Source organism: Kitasatospora sp. NPDC005748 (assembly GCF_040630735.1).
GTDB lineage: Bacteria > Actinomycetota > Actinomycetes > Streptomycetales > Streptomycetaceae > Kitasatospora.
Genome location: NZ_JBEXYD010000003.1, coordinates 238,090 through 256,357, shown reverse-complemented (window position 1 = coordinate 256,357; position 18,268 = coordinate 238,090). Strand labels below are relative to the sequence as shown.

The window sequence follows — 18,268 nt, the reverse complement described above, 5'->3', positions numbered from 1 at the left end:
AGCACGGACCACCCGGTCCGCGCGCTGCCTCGGACCGGGGGAGACCATGACCATCAGCCGTCCTGAGCCCGTCACCACCCGCCTCCACTCCGCCGCCCACCGCCCGGACGCCCACCGCCCCGCCACCGGGGACGTCCACCCGGTGGTGCGCCGGATCGCCGCTCCGCCCGCCGCCCTCGACCTGCTCGCCGACGCGCACCGCACCCTCGCCGGAGCCCGCGCCCGGGAGGACCCGCTGGAGCGGTACGCCGCCGCCCACCTCGCCGCGCTGCGCACCGTCGCCGCGGTGCTCGCCGCGCGCGGCCGGCCGGAGAAGAACGCCCGGCGCCGCCAGGCCATCCGCAGCGCCTGGGAGGTGCTGCCCGAGATCGCCCCGGAGCTCGCCGAATGGGCGGTGTACTACGCGGCCGGCGCCCGCCGCCGGGCCGCGGCCGAGGCCGGGATCCGGGGCGCCGCCTCGGCCCGCGAGGCCGACGACCTGATCCGCAACTCCGCGCTCTTCCTGCGGCTGGTCGAACGGCTGCTCGGCCTGCACCCGGTGCCGCCCGCCCCGCGGCTGCCCCTGGACGACGGCCCGGGCGACGGCCGCGACCCGGGGCCGCGGCGGTGACCGGCGGAACGGTCCGGCTCCCGGCCCGGTCTAAGGTGGAGGCATCCTGATCCATCTGCACGTGCCAAGGAGCCCGACCTTGTACCCGACGCGTCCCCGCAGCGCCCTGCGTACCGCCGTGGTGTGGGAGGTGGTGCGGGCAGCCCTGGAGAAGCGGGCGGCCGAGCTGGACCAGCCCGTGCTCGACGTGGTCGACACCGGCGGCGGCACCGGCAACTTCGCGGTGCCGGTCGCCCGGCTCGGCCACCGGGTCACCGTGGTCGACCCGAGCCCCGACGCGCTGTTCGCGCTGGAGCGCCGGGCCGCCGAGGCCGGGGTCACCGACCTCGTCCGCGCCGTCCAGGGCGACACCCAGACGCTGCCCGAGCTGGTCGCCCCCGGCACCGTCGACGCGGTGCTCTGCCACGGGGTGCTGGAGGTCGTGGACGACCCGGCCGAGGCGCTCGGCAGCCTGGCCGCCGCCCTGCGCCGCGGCGGCTTCGTCAGCCTGCTCGCCGCCAACCGCAACGGCGCGGTGCTGGCCCGCGCCCTGGCCGGCCACTTCACCGACGCCCGTACCGTCCTGGAGGCCGACGACGGCCGCTGGGGCGCGAGCGACCCGATGCCGCGCCGCTTCAGCGGCGAGGAGCTCGGCCGGCTGGCCGCCGGCGCCGGCCTGCGGGTGGACTCGGTGCACGGCGTCCGGGTCTTCGCCGACCTGGTGCCCGGCGTCCTGGTGGACACCGAGCCGGGCGCGCTGGAGGCGCTGCTCAAGCTGGAGGAGGCCGCCGCCGAGCAGCCGGCCTTCCACGCCGTGGCGACCCAGCTCCACCTGCTGGCCACGCTGGCCTGACCCCGGTTCCTCCCGCCGTTCTCCGGCGGGTCTCCTCGCGATCCGCGCGGGAGCTCCCCAGGTCCCGGCCGATTCCACGCCGTCGGGCACTTGTCCGGTGTCGGCCGCGTTGAGCCCTGTGCGGCCGGGTACGGCCCGGTACGGCCCGGCCCACGCGTGGCCGACCGCCCCGCAACGAGCCCGTGGACCGTATGATCTGGGTAAAGCCGGAAAGCATGACAGCCGGATGCATGGGGCATATGGACGACACGGGCCTGGGCCCCCGTACAGGCGTCCGACCGCGTGTTCTGAAGGCTGATTGGACTTTGCCTCCCCGACCGGGGCGGCGGACCGGTCGCACCGGCGACCGACGAGTAGGAGGACTCCGTGCCGCTCTCGGAGCACGAGCAGCGACTGCTCGACCAGATGGAGCGAGCGCTGTATGCCGAAGATCCCAAATTCGCGACGGCGCTTGAGGGAACCGGGCTGCGCGCCTACACCCGTCGGCGGGTCTACCTGGCTGTCGGCGGCTTCGTCGTGGGCATCGGGCTGCTGATGGGCGGCATGGTCGTGCCGGACCAGATCTGGGTCAGCGTGGTCGGGTTCCTGGTGATGCTGGGGTGCGCCGTCTTCGCCGTCACCGGCTGGCGGCGCGGGCCCGCGGGACAGGCTTCCGGCCCGCGGCCGGCCGCGGCACCGCGCCGCAAGGCGGGGGTGATGGACCGGGTGGAGCAGCGCTGGCAGCGCCGCCGGGACGAACAGACCGGCGGCTTCTGAACCACCGGCCGAACCGTAACGCCACGAGGGCGGGCAGTCGATCCGACTGCCCGCCCTCGGCGTTCCCCTCGTGTGCCCGGTGTCGGCGTTCCGTGTGCGTCCGGTGTCAGGACGGCGTCCGGTCGCCCCCGCCGCGGCGGCGCAGCCGGCCCAGCACCCGCCGCGACGGCGCGGCCGCCCGGGAGGCCAGGCCGCGCGTCGCGAGCCGGGCGGCCACGACCGCGTCCGAGAACCGCCACCAGAGCGTGGCGGCGGACGGCGGCAGCAGCGCCGCCTTCGTCCGGCCGACCCTGCCGACGCCGGCCCGCAGGCCGTCCCGGGCGGTCCGGACGTCCGCCGCCAGGGGCTCGGACACCTCGGCGGAGCGGGCGTAGAGCACCCGTTCGGTGGCCAGCGCCACCCGCCCGGCGGCGGCCGCCGAGGCCTCGTCCAGCTCGGCGGCCTCGGCGATCCGGCGGGCGGCGGCGCGCGGGGTCTGCGAATCGACCGGCGGGATGCCGAGGTCCCAGGCGGAGTCGATCAGCTCGTCCCAGGCGGCGAGCACCTGGGCGTCGGTCGGCCCGGCCGGGCCGTCCTCGCCGGGCCGGCGCCGTCCGCCCGTGCCGAGCCGGCGGCGGCGCAGCCGCTCCCGCCAGATCATCGGGGTGAACAGCAGGGCGAGCAGCGCCAGCACGGCGGCCAGGGTGGTCAGCACCTGCCAGGACAGCAGCCAGGAGTCCTGGTGGGCGCCGGCCGCGGCCTTGCCGTCGTTCCCGCACTCGCCCATCCGGCGCAGCTTGGGGTCGCAGTCGCTGCTGCTGGAGGGCGCCGCGACCGGCGCGGTGCTCTGCGCGGTGGCGGTCGGCTGCTGGGTCGGCGCGGTGGCGGGTGCGGCGACCGGCGCGGTGTAGCGGGGCTGCACGCCGCGGGTCGGCGTGGGCTCGAAGCGCAGCCAGCCGAAGCCCTGGAAGTAGAGCTCGGGCCAGGCGTGGTACATCAGCCCGTTCACCGAGTACCGGTCGTTGCCCTTGGCGTCGCCCGGGGTGAAGCCGACCGCGACCCGGGCGGGGATGCCCAGGGTGCGGGACATCGCCGCCATCGTGGAGGCGAAGTGCACGCAGAAGCCCTTGCGGTCGCGCAGGAAGGTCTCGATCGCGGTGCTGCCGGTACCGGCCTTGATCTTGGTGCTGTAGGTGAACTCGGAGCTGGTGAACCAGTCCTGCAGCGCGAGCGCGCGGTCGTACGCGGTGGACGCGTTCCGGGTGACCTCCTGCGCCTTCTCCCGGACCGACGCCGGCAGGTCCTTGGGCAGCTGGGTGTAGTGGTCGGAGATCTTCGGCGGTACCGGTCCCACGCTGCGCAGCTCGGCCGCGGTGGGCCGGATGTCGAGTGCGGTGGCCTGGTAGCGCAGGCCCTTGATGGCCTTGTCCCGGTCCGGGAGCACGGTGCCGGTGAGGGTGTCCACCCGCCAGTCGCCGGGGTTGGGGACGCTGACGCCGGCGGCCGGGTACGGCAGCGGCAGCCAGCCCGACTCCAGCTTGTCGGAGGCCTGGAAGTCGCCCGACTCCGACGGGACGTTGGTGCTCGCCAGGCCTTCCGGCGGGGCGAAGGTGGTCTTGAGCTCGGTCACCCCGGGGTTGCTGAGCTTCCACGCGGTGCCGTCGAACTCGTCCAGCGAGCCGGTGCGCAGGTAGGCGGTGTCGGCGAGGCTGCTGTCCATCCGGTAGGTGAGCAGCTCGACGTTGCTGGGGGTGGCCAGGGCCGCCTCCAGGGTCACCAGCGGGTCGAGGGTGGTGATGCCGCCGCCGGCGCCGCCGGCGGCCGTGCCGCCGGACGGACCGGTGTGGATCAGTCCGCCCTCCCAGCGCGGCAGGAAGGCCGGGACCAGCAGGGCCACCGCGAGGGCCAGGACGCCGATCCGGCGGCCGCCCTGGCTGAGCGCGCCGGAGCCCTCGCCCTGGCGCGAGGTGCCGCGGAAGATCCGGCCCCAGCGGGAGACCCGGTCCTGGCCCTCCGCGAAGAGCAGCACCAGGTAGCCGGCGGCGGCGAGGCCGAACCAGGCCCAGCTGCCGCCGTCGCCGGCCAGGCCGTTGCCCACCGAGTAGAGCGCCAGCAGCGGCAGCCCGGCCAGTGCGGAGCGGCGGTAGGTGACCGCGACGGTGTCCACCGCGATGGCGATCAGACCGACGGAGGCGACCAGGATCAGCCGCAGGCCCGGGTTGGGCGGCGCGGGGATGCTGTACTCCCGGATGTCGTCCAGCCCCTGGCCGAGGACCTGCGCCAGGGTCTGCACCGACTGGGTGCCGGGCAGCACGCCGCCCCAGAGCGCGGTCGAGCTGGCGAAGCCGACCAGCAGCAGGACGGTCAGCACGAGCAGCTGCCCGAGCGGCACCGTCCAGCGGTAGAACGGGGTCCGGCGCAGGCCCGCGCCGGCCGCCGCGACCACGGTGACGACCAGGTAGGCGTGGGTGATCCAGCCCTTGGTGGTGAGCAGCGGGAGCAGGCAGAGCGAGGCCAGGGCGGTGGCCAGCGCCGAGTAGACGGTCAGTTTGGCCCGGGTGGTCACGCGCCGGCCTCATCTCGGTAGGGGGAGGGCGACTCGGTCCGGTCGGCGGCCTGCCAGAGCTCCGGCGCGGAGTCCCCGGCGCGGACCGGCAGGACGGTCCAGCCGGCCTCGCGCAGCTGCCGCACCCGGGCACGGAACTCGTCCCCGCCGGTGTCGGGCGCGAGCATCCGCAGGCCGGACCAGGTGCCGGTGTCGAGCAGGAAGACGACGGCGCCGCCGGTCCGGCCCCGCAACCGGGCCAGCCGGGCGGTCTGGGCCTCGTCCAGCTCGCCGAGCACGGCGACCAGCAGGCCCTCGCCGGAGCTGCGCAGGGGCTCCTCGGCCCGGGAGAGCCCGCCGCCGTCGGAGAGGTCGACCACCGCGAGCGCGTCCAGGATCAGGCCGGAGGCGTCGGCGGCGGTGTTGCCGCCGCCGGCGTCCGGGCCGGGCACGCAGTGGCCGGTGTCGGTGAGCAGCCGGGTCTGGTAGCCGCGCTCCAGCAGGTGCGCGGCGACCGAGGCCGCGCAGCCGACCGCCCATTCGAAGGAGGACGCCGGGCCGCTGCCCCGGTGGCCGGACTCCCGGGTGTCCAGCAGGACGGTGGCCCGGGCCTTCTTCGGCTGCTCCTCGCGGCGGACCATCAGCTCGCCGTACCGGGCGGTGGACTTCCAGTGCACCCGGCGCAGGTCGTCGCCGTGCCGGTACTCGCGCAGGATGACGTCGTCGTCACCGGCCAGCGCCAGGGTGCGGGTACGGCTCTCGCCCTGGCCGACCCACTCGCCGCTGAGCCGCACCTGCGGCAGCTGCTGCACCTGCGGCACGACGGTGAGGACGTCCGAGGCGGTGAAGGAACGATTGACCTCGCACATCCCGAACGGGTCGGAGAGCCGCAGCTGGAGCGGGCCGAGCGGGTAGCGGCCGCGCAGGTCGGAGCGGACCCGGTAGGACACCTCGCGGTGGCCGTGCGGCTCGACCCGGTCCAGGACGAAGCGCGGGCGCGGCCCGAGCACGTACGGGACCTTGTCCTCCAGCAGCAGCAGGCCGGTGGGCACCCGGGAGACGTTGTCCACCCGCAGGTGGACGCGGGCCTCGTGGCCGGCGACGGCCCGGCGCGGGTTGAGCCGGCGTCCGCTGGCCACCCGGTAGCGGGTGTTGGCCAGCAGCAGCGCGGCGGCCAGCGGCAGTGCCGCGAGCAGGACGCCGACGCGCAGCAGCGCGTCCTGGTCGAGCACGTAGGCGCAGACCACCGAGGTGGCCCCGGCGGCGAGGAAGGAGCGACCCCGGGTGGTGAGGCCGTTCAGGCCGGCGCGCAGGCCCGACGGTGCGTCGGACGGTCCCACCTCAGCCCCTCCGCAGGGCCGGGCCGGCCTGGCCCTGCGGGCGCGGCAGCGGCAGCCGGGCGACCAGGTCGGTCACGATCTGCTCGGCGGTGCGCCGGCTCAGCTGGGTCTCGGCGGTCGGCATCAGGCGGTGCGCGAGCACCGGGACGGCCAGGCGCTGGATGTCGTCCGGGGTGACGTAGTCGCGCCCGTCCAGCGCGGCGGCGGCGCGGGCGGCCCGCACCAGGTGCAGGGTGGCGCGCGGCGAGGCGCCGAGCCGCAGCTCGTGGCTGTTCCGGGTGGCGCCGACCAGGTCGACGGCGTAGCGGCGGACCGGGTCGGCGACGTGCACGGTGCGCACCAGGTCGATCAGCTTGAGGATGTCGGCGGCGTGTGCGACCGGCTGGAGGTCGTCCAGCGGGCTGGCGCCGCCGTGCACGTCGAGCATCGCGAACTCGGCCTCGGGGCTCGGGTAGCCGATCGAGATCCGGGCCATGAAGCGGTCCCGCTGGGCCTCCGGGAGGGGGTAGGTACCCTCCATCTCGACCGGGTTCTGGGTGGCGACCACCATGAACGGCGACGGCAGCTCGTAGCTGGTGCCGTCGATGGTGACCTGGCGCTCCTCCATCGACTCCAGCAGCGCGGACTGGGTCTTCGGCGAGGCCCGGTTGATCTCGTCGCCGACCACGATCTGCGCGAAGATCGCGCCCGGGCGGAACTCGAAGTCGCGCTGGTGCTGGTCGAAGATGTTGGTGCCGGTGACGTCGGAGGGCAGCAGGTCCGGCGTGAACTGGATGCGGCGCACCGTGCAGTCGACGGACCGGGCGAGTGCCTTGGCCAGCATGGTCTTGCCGACGCCGGGCACGTCCTCCAGCAGCAGGTGGCCCTCGGCGAGCAGCACCGTCAGCGCGATCCGGACGGCCTCCGGCTTGCCCTCGATCACGCTCTCGATGTTGGCCCGGACCCGTTCCACCACGGCGGCGAGCTCGGGCAGGCCGACCGGGTGGTACCCCTTCGTCCCCCGGTCGCCCCCCGGACGACCTTCGAGACCGGCCTGATCGTTGTAGCTCGTCACCCGTACGCTCCCTGGCACACTGCGCCCGCCTCACCCCGAGGCGGGCCCCCACCCCATGCTGGACGCGGCTCCTCGGGAAGCGGTTCCGTGGCGGGAGCCGGTGCCGTCGTGGGGGCCTGCGGCCGGCCGCCCCAGGTGGTTCGGGGTCCGACCGGCAGGCGCATTCTCCCCCGGGTGGTGACCAGAAGTCACCACCCGGCCGAAAGCGCCCGGGAAGCCGCGGGGAGGTGGGGCGCCCGCGCGGGGGCGGCGGGACGGGTACGGAGGCCGTCGGCGGGGGTGCCGGCGGGGGCCCGGACGACGTTGGCCGGGCCGGAGACGGCCGGTGGACGGGGTGGGTCAGTCGATCTCGCGGAGCAGACCGGTGTGGACGTCGAAGACGAAGCCCCGGACGTCGTCGGTGTGCAACAGGAAGGGCGAGGTGCGGACCCGCTGCATGGACTGCCGGACGTCGCCGTCGAGGTCGATGAAGGACTCCACCGCCCACTGCGGGCGCTGGCCGACCTCCAGCTCCAGCTCGCGCCGGAAGTCCTCGGTGAGGCCGAGCAGACCGCAGCCGGTGTGGTGGATCAGCGCGACCGAGCGCGTGCCGAGGGCACGCTGGCTGATGGTGAGCGAGCGGATGGTGTCGTCGGTGACGACACCGCCCGCGTTGCGGATGACGTGGGCGTCGCCCAGTTCGAGGCCGAGTGCGGCGAACAGGTCGAGTCGGGCGTCCATGCACGCCACCACGGCGATGCGCTGGACGGGGCGGGCGTCCATGCCGCCGTCGCGGAAGGTCACCGCGTACTCGCGGTTGGCCGCCACGAAGCGGTCGATGATCTTCGGTTCGGTGGTGTCGGCAGCGGCTGTCGGCGTGGGCCGGTCGGGGGTCACTGTCATGGTGAAGACGTTAGTGCGAATCCGGCTTCCGTGGTGGGGCGGAGGGCTACAGACCGGGCGGCTGTGACCGAGTGCATATCGACAACCGGGTGGAGCGGCGTGCCGGTGGCCGAGGTGTTCCGAGCGGGTTTGTCCGGCCTCGTCGGGGTCGGGGCGCGCGGCCGTGCCGCGCGACCCCCGGACGGTGCCCCCGGCAGCCCGCCGGACGGCCGCGACCTGCGGTGATCCGTACCGCCGCCCGGGTGGTGCGCCGGAGCGGACCGTTGACTGACGGGGTGTCCGCGATAGAGTTGCGGCGCAGTGGAGAAGAAGTAGAAGCACACCCGCCGGCGCCCGTCAACCGGGCGGTTCCGGCCGGTGCGGCGGCCGACGCGGCCGGTGGCCTCCACCCGCTCCCGTGCCACCTGGCGCACCTTCCCCGGCGCCGGGCGGTCACGATCTTCCCCCTGAGCGGGCGGGGACCACGGGCCGCGTTCCGGCCGCCGGCGGCTGCCACCCGCCGCCCCACGCGGCGACTCCGGCGCACAGTGGGCCAAAATAGGTCGGAGCTCCCGGACGTCGGGCTGCTCCGCACCGAAGAAGGGCGCCACCGCGCATGAGCACCAACGATCCGGCCCCCAAGCACGTCCCCGTGATGCTGCAGCGGTGCATGGACGCGCTGGCCCCGGCGATCTCGCAGCCCGGCGCGGTGGTGGTGGACGCCACCCTCGGCCTGGGCGGGCACAGCGAGGCCCTGCTGACCCAGTTCCCGGAGGTCCGGCTGGTCGCGGTGGACCGTGACCCGGCGGCCCTGAAGCTCTCCGCGGAGCGGCTCGCCCCGTTCGGCGACCGGGCCACCCTGGTGCACGCCGTCTATGACGAGATCCCCGAGGTGCTGGAGCGCCTGGAGATCCCCCGGGTGCAGGGCGTCCTGTTCGACCTCGGGGTCTCCTCGATGCAGCTGGACGAGGCCGAGCGCGGTTTCGCCTACTCCCAGGACGCCCCGCTGGACATGCGAATGGACCAGACCCGGGGCCTCAGCGCGGCCGAGGTGCTCAACACCTACACCCACGGGCAGCTGGCCCGGATCCTCAAGGTGTACGGCGAGGAGCGGTTCGCCGGGAAGATCGCCTCGGTGATCCTGCGCGAGCGGGAGAAGGAACCGTTCACCAACAGCGCGCGTCTGGTCGATCTGGTGCGCAACGCCATTCCGGCCGCGACCCGCCGCACCGGCGGGAACCCGGCCAAGCGCACCTTCCAGGCGCTGCGGATCGAGGTCAACGGCGAGCTGGAGGTGCTGGACCGGGCGATCCCGGGCGCCCTGGACGCGCTGGCGCTGGGCGGGCGGATCGTGGTGATGTCCTACCAGTCGCTGGAGGACCGCCTGGTCAAGCAGTACCTGGCGGCGGGCGCGACCACCACCGCCCCGCCCGGGCTGCCGTTCGTCCCGGAGGAGCACCAGCCCTGGCTGAAGCTGATCACCCGCGGTGCCGAGCTGGCCACCGAGCAGGAGATCGAGGAGAACCGGCGCGCCGCGCCCGTGCGGCTGCGGGTGGCGGAGAGGATCAGGGACCGAAGCACCCGGGGCTGACCAGGTTCACGGGGCGGTCCGAAGGGCGGAGGGAACAGCGTGGGGCCGGTGGCCGGAGGCGGGGCGGGGAGCGCGGTGCTCCCCGGGCAGGGCGGCAGGGCGCGGATCACGGTGCGGCCCGGGCGGCGCCCGGTACGGGGGAGGACACCGTTCGCGGTCCTGGTCGTGGTGCTGCTCGCGGCCGGGCTGCTCGGCCTGCTGGCGTTGAACACCGCCCTCAACGAGGGCTCCTTCGAGCTGTCCAGACTGCAGCGGCAGACCACCGTGCTCACCGACGAGCAGCAGGGCCTGCAGCACCAGATCGACCAGAACTCCGCACCGGACGCGCTCGCCCGCCGGGCCACCGAGCTGGGCATGGTGCCCGCCGGGGGGATGGCCTTCCTGGACGTCCCGAACGGCGGCAAGGTGCTCGGCACGCCCGGACCGGCCCAGGACAGCCCCCCGGTGAAACGGTCCACCGCCGAGCCGTGGCCCGGGAAGCAGCCGTCGCCGAGTGCCCAGCCGGGTGCGCCGGCCGCGCCGGCGCCCGGCGGTGACACCACCGTCCAGATCAACCCGGCCGCTCCGGCCGCCCCCGCCCCCGCCGGTTCGCCGGCCGCGCCCCAGCCGGCGTCGACCGCGACCGGAGGTGCGGGCCGATGAGCACGCCCCGACAGCCCACCGGCGGGACCGGCGGCGCCGGTGGCCGCCGATTCGTCGCCAAGGGCGCCGCTCCGCGGCAGACCCCGCGCGGCCAGGCCGGCCGGGCCGAGCCCGGCAAGGCGCAGCCCGCGAAGGCGCAGCCGGCCAAGCCGCAGCCCGCCCGGGCGAAGCAGCCCCCGAAGGGCCAGCCCCCGAAGGCCCAGCCGCCGAAGGCGGCAGCACCCCGGAAGGCCCAGTCCGTCAAGGCCCAGTCGGCCATGCCGCGGCCCCCGCGGGCGCAGTCGGCCGGGACCGGCGACCCCAAGGCCGCCCGCCGACCGCTCCGCACCCCGGGCCAGCGCCGCCCGGAGGGCCGGCTGCCCGGCCGCCCGCGCCCGAAGTCCCGCCCGCCGCAGCGCCCCCAGGCCAGGGCGATCCGGCTGGCCGACCCGCGCCGCCGGCTGCGGGTGGTCACCGTCGCGCTGTTCCTGGTGTTCTCGGTCTTCGCCGGCCGCCTCGTCCAGCTCCAACTGCTGGACTCCGACGCGCTGGCCGCCGACGCCAACACCAACCGCTACCTGAGCATCCCGATCACCGCCGAGCGCGGCTCGATAACGTCCGCCGACGGCGTCGCCCTCGCCACCACCGTCGACGCCTACGACATCACCGCGGACCCGGCCATGTTCACCCCGGAGGCCGCGGGCGTCCCGGACGCCCCCGAGCAGGCGGCCGCGCTGCTCGCGCCGATCCTCGGCCTGTCCAAGGAGAAGCTCGCCGCAGACCTGCACACCCCCAAGACCCGCTACAAGCGGCTCGCCGCCCAGCAGAGCCCGGACGTCAAGAACCAGATCAGCGACCTCAAGTCGGGTCTGGAGAAGCAGGCGAACTCCAAGGCCTGCCTGGCCCAGAAGCGCCTGCTGACCAAGTCGGCCGAGGAGGGCGGCCGGACCAGGGTGGACAACGAGTGCGCCAACCCGCTGGCCGGCGTCTTCAACCGGGACACCCAGAAGCGCGTCTACCCCTCGGACGGGCTGGCCTCCAACCTGGTCGGCTTCGTCAACGCCGAGGGCGAGGGCGCCGGCGGCCTGGAGCAGCAGTACCAGAAGCAGCTCGCCGGCAAGGACGGCCACAGCAGCTACGCCCAGGCGGGCGGCCGGCTGGTGCCCACCGCCGGGGGTTCGCTGGACCAGGCCGTGCCCGGCACCGACCTGCGGCTGACCGTCAACCGGGACATCCAGTGGGCCGCCCAGCGCGCCATCACCGACCAGGTCGCCAACGCCGGGGCGGAGAAGGGCTACGTCGTCGTCCAGGACGTGAAGACCGGTCAGGTCCTGGCGATGGCCACCTCGCCCGGCTTCAACCCCAACGACCTGAGCACGGCCAAGTCCTCCCAGCTCGGCAACCCGGCCCTGCAGGACTCCTACGAGCCGGGCAGCACGGCGAAGCTGATGACGATGGCCGCGGTGCTGGACAGCGGCAAGGCCACCTGGGACACCAAGGTGACGGTGCCCGGGCGGCTCCAGCGGGCCGACGTCAACTTCCAGGACGACGTCGACCACGGCACCTGGTACCTGACCCTGGCCGGGGTGCTGGCCAAGTCCTCCAACATCGGCACCATCGAGGCCTTCGAGACGCTCGGCGCCGACCAGCCGGAGGCCAACCGGGTGCTCGACGGCTACCTGCGCAAGTTCGGGGTGGCGCAGCCCACCGGGCTGGGCTTCCCGGGCGAGGCCGCCGGGAAGCTGAAGAAGCCGGAGGACCTCGTGGCCTCGGAGAAGTACAACATCACCTTCGGGCAGGGCCCGATGACCCTCAGCGCCCTCCAGGCCACCTCGGTCTACTCCACGATCGCCAACGGGGGCGTGCGCGTGGCGCCGAGCGTGGTCCAAGGCACCACCTCGCCGGACGGCAGGTACACCCCGGCCGCGCCGGGGGCCCAGACCCGGGTGGTCAGCGAGCAGACCGCGAAGACGCTCACCGAGATGCTGGAGTCGGTCGTCACCGACGAGCAGGGCACCGGCGGCAAGGCCGCCGTCCCCGGCTACCGGGTGGCCGGCAAGACCGGCACCGCCAACCGGGTGGACCCGAAGACCGGCGGATACCGCGGGTACACCGCCTCGTTCATCGGCTTCGCGCCGGCCGACGCGCCCCGGGTCACCGTCTCCTGCGTGATCCAGGACCCGGTCAACGGCCACTTCGGCGGCCAGCTCTGCGGTCCGGTGTTCAAGCAGGTGATGGAGTTCACCCTGAAGACCCTGCAGGTGCCGCCGAGCGGCAGCGAGGCACCCAACCTGCCCGTCGAGTGGAAGCCGTGATCGACCATGAGCAACGAGCGGGCCGGGCGGGACGACGGCACGGCGAGGGCCCGGTTTGGCCCTGGACGCCCTTCGGCGGATAGCCTGCCCGCCGTGCCGAAACCCGATCAAATCACCGTGAGCCCGCCCCGCCCCGCCGGGGTGAAGGCCCTGCCGCTCGCCGAGCTGGCCCGTCTGCTCGGCCTCGCGCCGGTCGAGGGGGGCCCGGTCACCGGCGTCACCCACGACTCCCGCGCGGTGCGCCCCGGCGACGTCTACGTGGCCTTCCCGGGCGCCAACCACCACGGCGCGGCCTTCGCGGCCCAGGCCGCGGCCGCCGGCGCGGTGGCGCTGCTCACCGACCCGGCCGGTGCCGAACAGGCGGCCGGCAGCGGTCTGCCGTCGCTGGTGGTCGACCGGCCGCGGGCCCGGATGGGCGAACTGGCCGCCGCGGTCTACGGCCGCCCCGCCGACCGGCTGCTGATGATCGGGCTGACCGGTACCAACGGCAAGACCACCACCTCCTACCTGGTCGAGGGCGGTCTGCGCGGCGCCGGGCACAGCCCCGGCGTGATCGGCACCGTCGAGATGCGGGTCGGCGACGAGCGGATCAAGAGCGAGCGCACCACCCCCGAGGCCACCGACCTGCACGCGATCCTCGGCGTGATGGGGGAGCGCGGCGCGGACGCGGTGACCATGGAGGTCTCCAGCCACGCGCTGGTCTTCGGCCGGACCGACGGCGTCGTCTACGACGTCGCGCTGTTCAACAACCTCACGCCGGAGCACCTCGACTTCCACCCGGACATGGAGGACTACTTCCAGGCGAAGGCCCGGCTCTTCCAGCCCGGCAAGTCCCGGCTCGGCGTGGCCAACCTGGACGACGCCTACGGGCGCCGGCTGGTCGCCGAGGCGAAGATCCCGGTCACCTCGTTCTCCGCGACCGGTGCGGCCGAGGCCGACTGGCGCGCGGTGGACGTCCAGCTCGGCCCGATCGGCTCGACCTTCCGGGTGCTCGGACCGGACGGCGCCGAGGCCGACGCGTCCGTCCCGCTGCCGGGCCCGTTCAACGTCGCCAACGCGCTGGCCGCGATCACCGTGCTGGTGACCGCCGGGCTGCCGCTGGAGCAGGTCGTCGCCGGGATCGCCGAGGTGCCCGGCGTGCCGGGCCGGCTGGAGCGGGTGGACGCCGGGCAGCCGTTCGTCGCGGTGGTCGACTACGCCCACAAGCCGGACGCCCTGCGCGCCGTCCTCGCCTCGCTGCGCGAGGTCACCAAGGGCCGGCTGCACGTCGTGGTGGGCTGCGGCGGCGACCGCGACCCGCACAAGCGCGCCCCGATGGGCGCCATCGCCGCCGAGCTCGCCGACACCGCCCTGCTGACCAGCGACAACCCGCGCAGCGAGGACCCGTTGGCGATCCTCGCCACCATGCTCACGGGCGCCGCCTCGGTGCCCGAGGCCGAGCGCGGCGCCGTCCTGGTCGTGCCAGACCGGGCCGAGGCGGTCCACCTCGCGGTGGCCCGCGCCCAGGCCGGTGACACCGTGCTGGTGGCCGGCAAGGGCCATGAGCTCGGCCAGTACGTAAGAGACGAGATCCGCCCCTTCGACGACCGGGAGGTACTGCGGGACTCGATCACGCGGACCACGGCCGCCCGGGGCACCGGAGGAGTAGAGCAGCCGTGATCGCACTGACCCTCGCCGAGGTGGCCGCAGCCGTCGGAGGCACCCTGGACGGCGCCGACCCCGACACCCCGGTCACCGGCCCGGTCGAGGTCGACTCCCGCAAGGTGCGCCCCGGCTGCCTGTTCGCGGCCTTCGCCGGCGAACACGTGGACGGCCACGACTATGCCGAGAAGGCGGTCGCCGCCGGCGCCGTCGCGGTGCTGGCCGCCCGCCCGGTCGGGGTGCCCGCCGTCCTGGTCGACAGCGTGGTGGACGCACTCGGCAAGCTGGCCCGGGCGGTGGTGGCCCGCGCCGAATCCACCACCGTGGTCGCGCTGACCGGCTCGGCCGGCAAGACCAGCACCAAGGACCTGATCGCCCAGCTGCTCCAGCGGCTCGGCGACACCGTCTACCCGCCCGGCTCGCTCAACAACGAGATCGGGCACCCGATGACGGCGCTGCGGGTCGAGGCCGGCACCCGGCACCTGGTGATGGAGATGGGCGCCCGGCACAAGGGCGACATCGAGTACCTCACCTCGATCACCCCGCCCCGGATCGGCCTGGTGCTGAACGTCGGCACCGCCCACGTCGGCGAGTTCGGCTCCCAGCAGGCGATCGCCGAGGCGAAGGGCGAGCTGGTCGAGGCGCTGCCGGCGGACGGTGCGGCGATCCTCAACGCCGACGACCCGCTGGTGCGCGCGATGGCCTCCCGCACCAGGGCCCGGGTGGTGTACTTCGGGGAGTCCCGCGAGGCGCACGTCCGGGCACAGGATGTTCGCCTGGACTCCACCGGACGGCCATCGTTCACGCTGACCACCCCGGCCGGTTCCGCACCCGTGCAGCTGCGCCTGTACGGTGAGCACCACGTCTCGAACGCCCTCGCCGCCGCAGCGGTGGCGGTGGAGCTCGGGATGTCCGTCGATGACACCGCCGAAGCGCTGAGCGAGGCGGGTGCGCTGTCCCGCTGGCGCATGGAGGTCGTCGACCGGGCCGATGGTCTCACCGTCGTGAACGACGCCTACAACGCGAACCCCGACTCGATGCGGGCCGCGCTGCGGGCGCTGGTCTCGATCGGAGGGCGCGGCCCGGAGCGCCGCCGCACCTGGGCGGTGCTCGGCGAGATGCGGGAGCTCGGCGAGGACAGCCTGGCCGAGCACGACGCCATCGGGCGGCTCGCGGTACGGCTGGACGTCACCAAGCTGGTGGCGGTCGGCGGACGCGAGGCGGCCTGCATGGAACTGGGCGCTAGGAACGAAGGTTCGTGGGGTGAGGAGTCGGTGCTGGTGTCCGACGCGGACGCGGCGGTCGAACTGCTGCGCAGTCAGCTTCGGCCGGGGGATGTGGTCCTGGTGAAGGCTTCCCGTTCGGTGGGGCTCGAGAAGGTGGCCGAGGCACTGCTCGCGGACGGTGCGGCCGAGTAATGAAGCAGATCCTCTTCTCCGGCATGATCGGCCTCGTCCTCTCGCTGCTCGGGACCCCGGCCCTGATCAAGCTGCTCGCCAAGCGCGGCTACGGCCAGTACATCCGCGACGACGGCCCCAAGGCGCACCACAGCAAGAAGGGCACGCCCACCATGGGCGGCATCGCCTTCATCCTGGCGACGCTGATCGCCTACTTCGCGACCAAGGCGATAACGGGCGACTCGCCGACCGCCTCCGGTCTGCTGGTGCTGTTCCTGACGGTCGGTCTGGGCCTGGTCGGCTTCCTGGACGACTACATCAAGGTCGTCAAGCGCCGTTCGCTCGGCCTTCGGGCCAAGGCCAAGCTCTTCGGCCAGTCGTTCGTGGGCCTCGCCTTCGCGATCCTCGCGCTGCAGTTCAGCGACGACCGCGGGCTCTCCCCGGCCTCCCAGCACCTCTCCTTCGTCCGGGACTTCGGCTGGTCGATCGGCCCGGTGCTGTTCGTCATCTTCGCGTACTTCATGATCGCCGCGATGTCGAACGGCGTGAACCTGACGGACGGTCTCGACGGCCTGGCCACCGGCGCCTCGGTGATGGTCTTCGGCGCCTACACCTTCATCGGCGTCTGGGAGTACGGCCAGAGCTGCGCCTACGCGATCTCGGCCACCTCCAGCTGCTACGACGTCCGCGACCCGCTGGACCTCGCGGTGGTCGCCGCCGCCCTGATGGGCTCCTGCTTCGGCTTCCTCTGGTGGAACACCTCGCCCGCCAAGATCTTCATGGGTGACACCGGCTCGCTCGCCCTCGGCGGCGCCCTGGCCGGTCTGGCGATCTGCTCGCGCACCGAGCTGCTGCTCGCGCTGCTCGGCGGCCTCTACGTGATCATCACCCTCTCGGTGATCATCCAGGTCGGCTCCTTCCGGATGACCGGCAAGCGGGTCTTCAAGATGGCCCCGCTGCAGCACCACTTCGAACTCAAGGGCTGGACCGAAGTCCTGATCGTGGTCCGGTTCTGGATCATCCAGGGCCTCTGCGTGGCCGTCGGTCTCGGCCTCTTCTACGCGGGATGGGTGACGGGATGACCGGACCGGTGTGGACCGGACTGCCGGTCGCCGTCGCCGGCCTGGGCGTCTCCGGCATCAGCGCCGCCCGGGTGCTGCACGGCCTCGGCGCGCTGGTCACGGTCGTGGACGGCGGCTCCGGCCCGGGCCTGGAGGCCCGCGCCGCCGAGCTGCGGGCACTGGGCGTCACCGTCCGCCTCGGCGACGGCGACAGCCTGCCCGAGGGCACCCGGCTGGTCGTCACCTCGCCGGGCTGGCCGCCCAGCAGCCCGCTGTTCGCCGCCGCCGAGGCGGCCGGCGTCGAGGTCTGGGGCGACGTCGAACTGGCCTGGCGCCTGCGCGCGCCGCTGGCGTCCACCGGCGAGCCGGCCCCCTGGCTGGCCGTCACCGGCACCAACGGCAAGACCACCACCGTCCAGATGCTCGCCTCGATCCTCACCGCCGCCGGCCGGCGCACCGCCGCAGTCGGCAACGTCGGGGTCTCGGTGCTGGACGCGGTGCTCGCCGAGGAGCCGTACGACGTGCTCGCCGTCGAGCTCTCCAGCTACCAGCTGCACTGGGCGCCCTCGCTGCGCCCGTACGCGGCGGCCGTGCTCAACCTGGCACCCGACCACCTCGACTGGCACGGCTCGATGGAGGCGTACGCCGCCGACAAGGGCCGGATCTACGAGGGCAACGTCGTCGCCTGCGTGTACAACCTGGCCGACCCGGCCACCGAGGCGCTGGTCCGCGAGGCCGACGTCGAGGAGGGCTGCCGGGCGATCGGATTCGGCCTCGGCTCGCCCGGCCTGTCGAACCTCGGTGTCGTCGACGGCCTGCTGGTGGACCGCGCCTTCGTGCCGGACCGGGACAAGAACGCCGCCGAGCTGGGCTCGGTCGCCGACGTCCACCCGCCGGCCCCGCACAACATCGCCAACGCACTCGCCGCCGCCGCCCTCGCCCGGGCGTACGGGGTGGACGCCGCGGCCGTCCGGGAGGGGCTGCGGGCCTTCCGCCCGGACGCCCACCGGATCGCCGAGGTCGGCGTGGTCGCCGGGGTCACGTACATCGACGACTCCAAGGCCACCAACACCCATGCCGCCGCGGCCTCGCTGGCCGCGTACCGGCCGGTGGTCTGGATCGCCGGCGGGCTGGCCAAGGGCGCCGCGTTCGACGACCTGGTCCAGGGCGCGGCCGAGCGGCTGCGCGCCGTGGTGCTGATCGGCGAGGACCGCGGGGTGATCCGGGACGCGCTGGCGCGACACGCGCCGGATGTCCCGGTGATCGAGGCGGCCGAGGGCCAGACTGGCGCGGTGGCGATGACCGAGGTGGTCCGTACGGCCGCGTCACTCGCCCGATCGGGTGACACGGTGCTGCTGGCCCCGGCCTGCGCCTCGATGGACATGTTCACCAACTACGGCGAGCGCGGCGACCTCTTCGCCGCGGCGGTCCGGGAGCTAGCGGACAGCTGACGGCACGGCCGGCCGGCCCGTTCGCCCGGACGTCCGACTCGGCTTATCCGCCCGTGCACGCGCGGCTCGTCCCGTTCGCACGGACGTCCGGCTCGGCCCGCCGACCGGTGCACGGGCGAGCGAGCCGAAGGGGCGTGCCGGTGCCGAAAGGGAGAAGCGAGGACGCCCCGAGGAACGAGGGGTGTTGGAGCGCCGACCGTCGGCGCCGGGTCGA

14 protein-coding genes are annotated in these 18,268 nt (G+C 74.3%); 10 read left to right on the top strand and 4 right to left on the bottom strand.

Annotated features, from left to right (window positions below):
* Positions 1-46 precede the first annotated feature (46 nt).
* The 3 genes from ABZ495_RS04255 (at position 47) to ABZ495_RS04245 (ending at position 2,198) form a co-directional block, all read left to right on the top strand.
* On the top strand, positions 47-610 hold the full coding sequence (locus ABZ495_RS04255) for an SAV_6107 family HEPN domain-containing protein (protein ID WP_359802571.1): 564 nt from the start codon (positions 47-49) through the stop codon (positions 608-610).
* Between the two features lie 79 nt (positions 611-689).
* A complete protein-coding gene (locus ABZ495_RS04250; protein WP_329487267.1) occupies positions 690-1,442 on the top strand; it encodes a methyltransferase domain-containing protein in 753 nt (250 codons plus the stop codon).
* A 366-nt stretch (positions 1,443-1,808) separates the two neighbouring features.
* Entirely contained in the window at positions 1,809-2,198 is a 390-nt protein-coding gene (locus ABZ495_RS04245) for a DUF3040 domain-containing protein (protein ID WP_359802568.1), read from the top strand.
* A 106-nt stretch (positions 2,199-2,304) separates the two neighbouring features.
* On the opposite strand, the gene ABZ495_RS04240 is transcribed toward ABZ495_RS04245, so the two are convergent.
* The 4 genes from ABZ495_RS04240 to ABZ495_RS04225 all read right to left on the bottom strand — a co-directional run bounded on the left by ABZ495_RS04240 (position 2,305) and on the right by ABZ495_RS04225 (position 7,998).
* Positions 2,305-4,743: a DUF3488 and transglutaminase-like domain-containing protein gene (locus ABZ495_RS04240; protein WP_359834337.1), complete on the bottom strand. Its 2,439-nt coding sequence runs from the start codon at positions 4,741-4,743 to the stop codon at positions 2,305-2,307.
* Positions 4,740-6,062, bottom strand: a complete 1,323-nt coding sequence (locus tag ABZ495_RS04235; RefSeq protein WP_352287109.1) for a DUF58 domain-containing protein — start codon at positions 6,060-6,062, stop codon at positions 4,740-4,742. The genes ABZ495_RS04240 and ABZ495_RS04235 overlap by 4 nt, the downstream gene beginning before the upstream one ends.
* 1 nt (position 6,063) lies before the next feature.
* Positions 6,064-7,035, bottom strand: coding sequence for a MoxR family ATPase (locus tag ABZ495_RS04230; RefSeq protein WP_329492080.1), 972 nt, complete (start codon positions 7,033-7,035; stop codon positions 6,064-6,066).
* Positions 7,036-7,455: 420 nt separating this feature from the next.
* Entirely contained in the window at positions 7,456-7,998 is a 543-nt protein-coding gene (locus ABZ495_RS04225; RefSeq protein WP_329487263.1) for a carbonic anhydrase, read from the bottom strand.
* Positions 7,999-8,593: 595 nt separating this feature from the next.
* Here ABZ495_RS04225 and rsmH point away from each other — a divergent pair.
* The 7 genes from rsmH to murD all read left to right on the top strand — a co-directional run bounded on the left by rsmH (position 8,594) and on the right by murD (position 18,054).
* Positions 8,594-9,568: a 16S rRNA (cytosine(1402)-N(4))-methyltransferase RsmH gene (gene rsmH / locus ABZ495_RS04220; protein ID WP_352287112.1), complete on the top strand. Its 975-nt coding sequence runs from the start codon at positions 8,594-8,596 to the stop codon at positions 9,566-9,568.
* A 48-nt stretch (positions 9,569-9,616) separates the two neighbouring features.
* Positions 9,617-10,210: a cell division protein FtsL gene (locus ABZ495_RS04215; protein WP_359834335.1), complete on the top strand. Its 594-nt coding sequence runs from the start codon at positions 9,617-9,619 to the stop codon at positions 10,208-10,210.
* Complete coding sequence (locus tag ABZ495_RS04210) at positions 10,207-12,504, top strand: penicillin-binding transpeptidase domain-containing protein (protein ID WP_359834334.1); 2,298 nt, start codon at positions 10,207-10,209, stop codon at positions 12,502-12,504. Before ABZ495_RS04215 ends, ABZ495_RS04210 begins: the two co-directional genes overlap by 4 nt.
* Before the next feature lie 93 nt (positions 12,505-12,597).
* Entirely contained in the window at positions 12,598-14,163 is a 1,566-nt protein-coding gene (locus ABZ495_RS04205; protein WP_359802552.1) for a UDP-N-acetylmuramoyl-L-alanyl-D-glutamate--2,6-diaminopimelate ligase, read from the top strand.
* Complete coding sequence (gene murF, locus ABZ495_RS04200) at positions 14,160-15,563, top strand: UDP-N-acetylmuramoyl-tripeptide--D-alanyl-D-alanine ligase (protein ID WP_329487258.1); 1,404 nt, start codon at positions 14,160-14,162, stop codon at positions 15,561-15,563. The genes ABZ495_RS04205 and murF overlap by 4 nt, the downstream gene beginning before the upstream one ends.
* Entirely contained in the window at positions 15,563-16,624 is a 1,062-nt protein-coding gene (gene mraY / locus ABZ495_RS04195; RefSeq protein WP_329487257.1) for a phospho-N-acetylmuramoyl-pentapeptide-transferase, read from the top strand. The genes murF and mraY overlap by 1 nt, the downstream gene beginning before the upstream one ends.
* On the top strand, positions 16,621-18,054 hold the full coding sequence (gene murD / locus ABZ495_RS04190) for a UDP-N-acetylmuramoyl-L-alanine--D-glutamate ligase (protein WP_359834332.1): 1,434 nt from the start codon (positions 16,621-16,623) through the stop codon (positions 18,052-18,054). The genes mraY and murD overlap by 4 nt, the downstream gene beginning before the upstream one ends.
* Positions 18,055-18,268 lie beyond the last annotated feature (214 nt).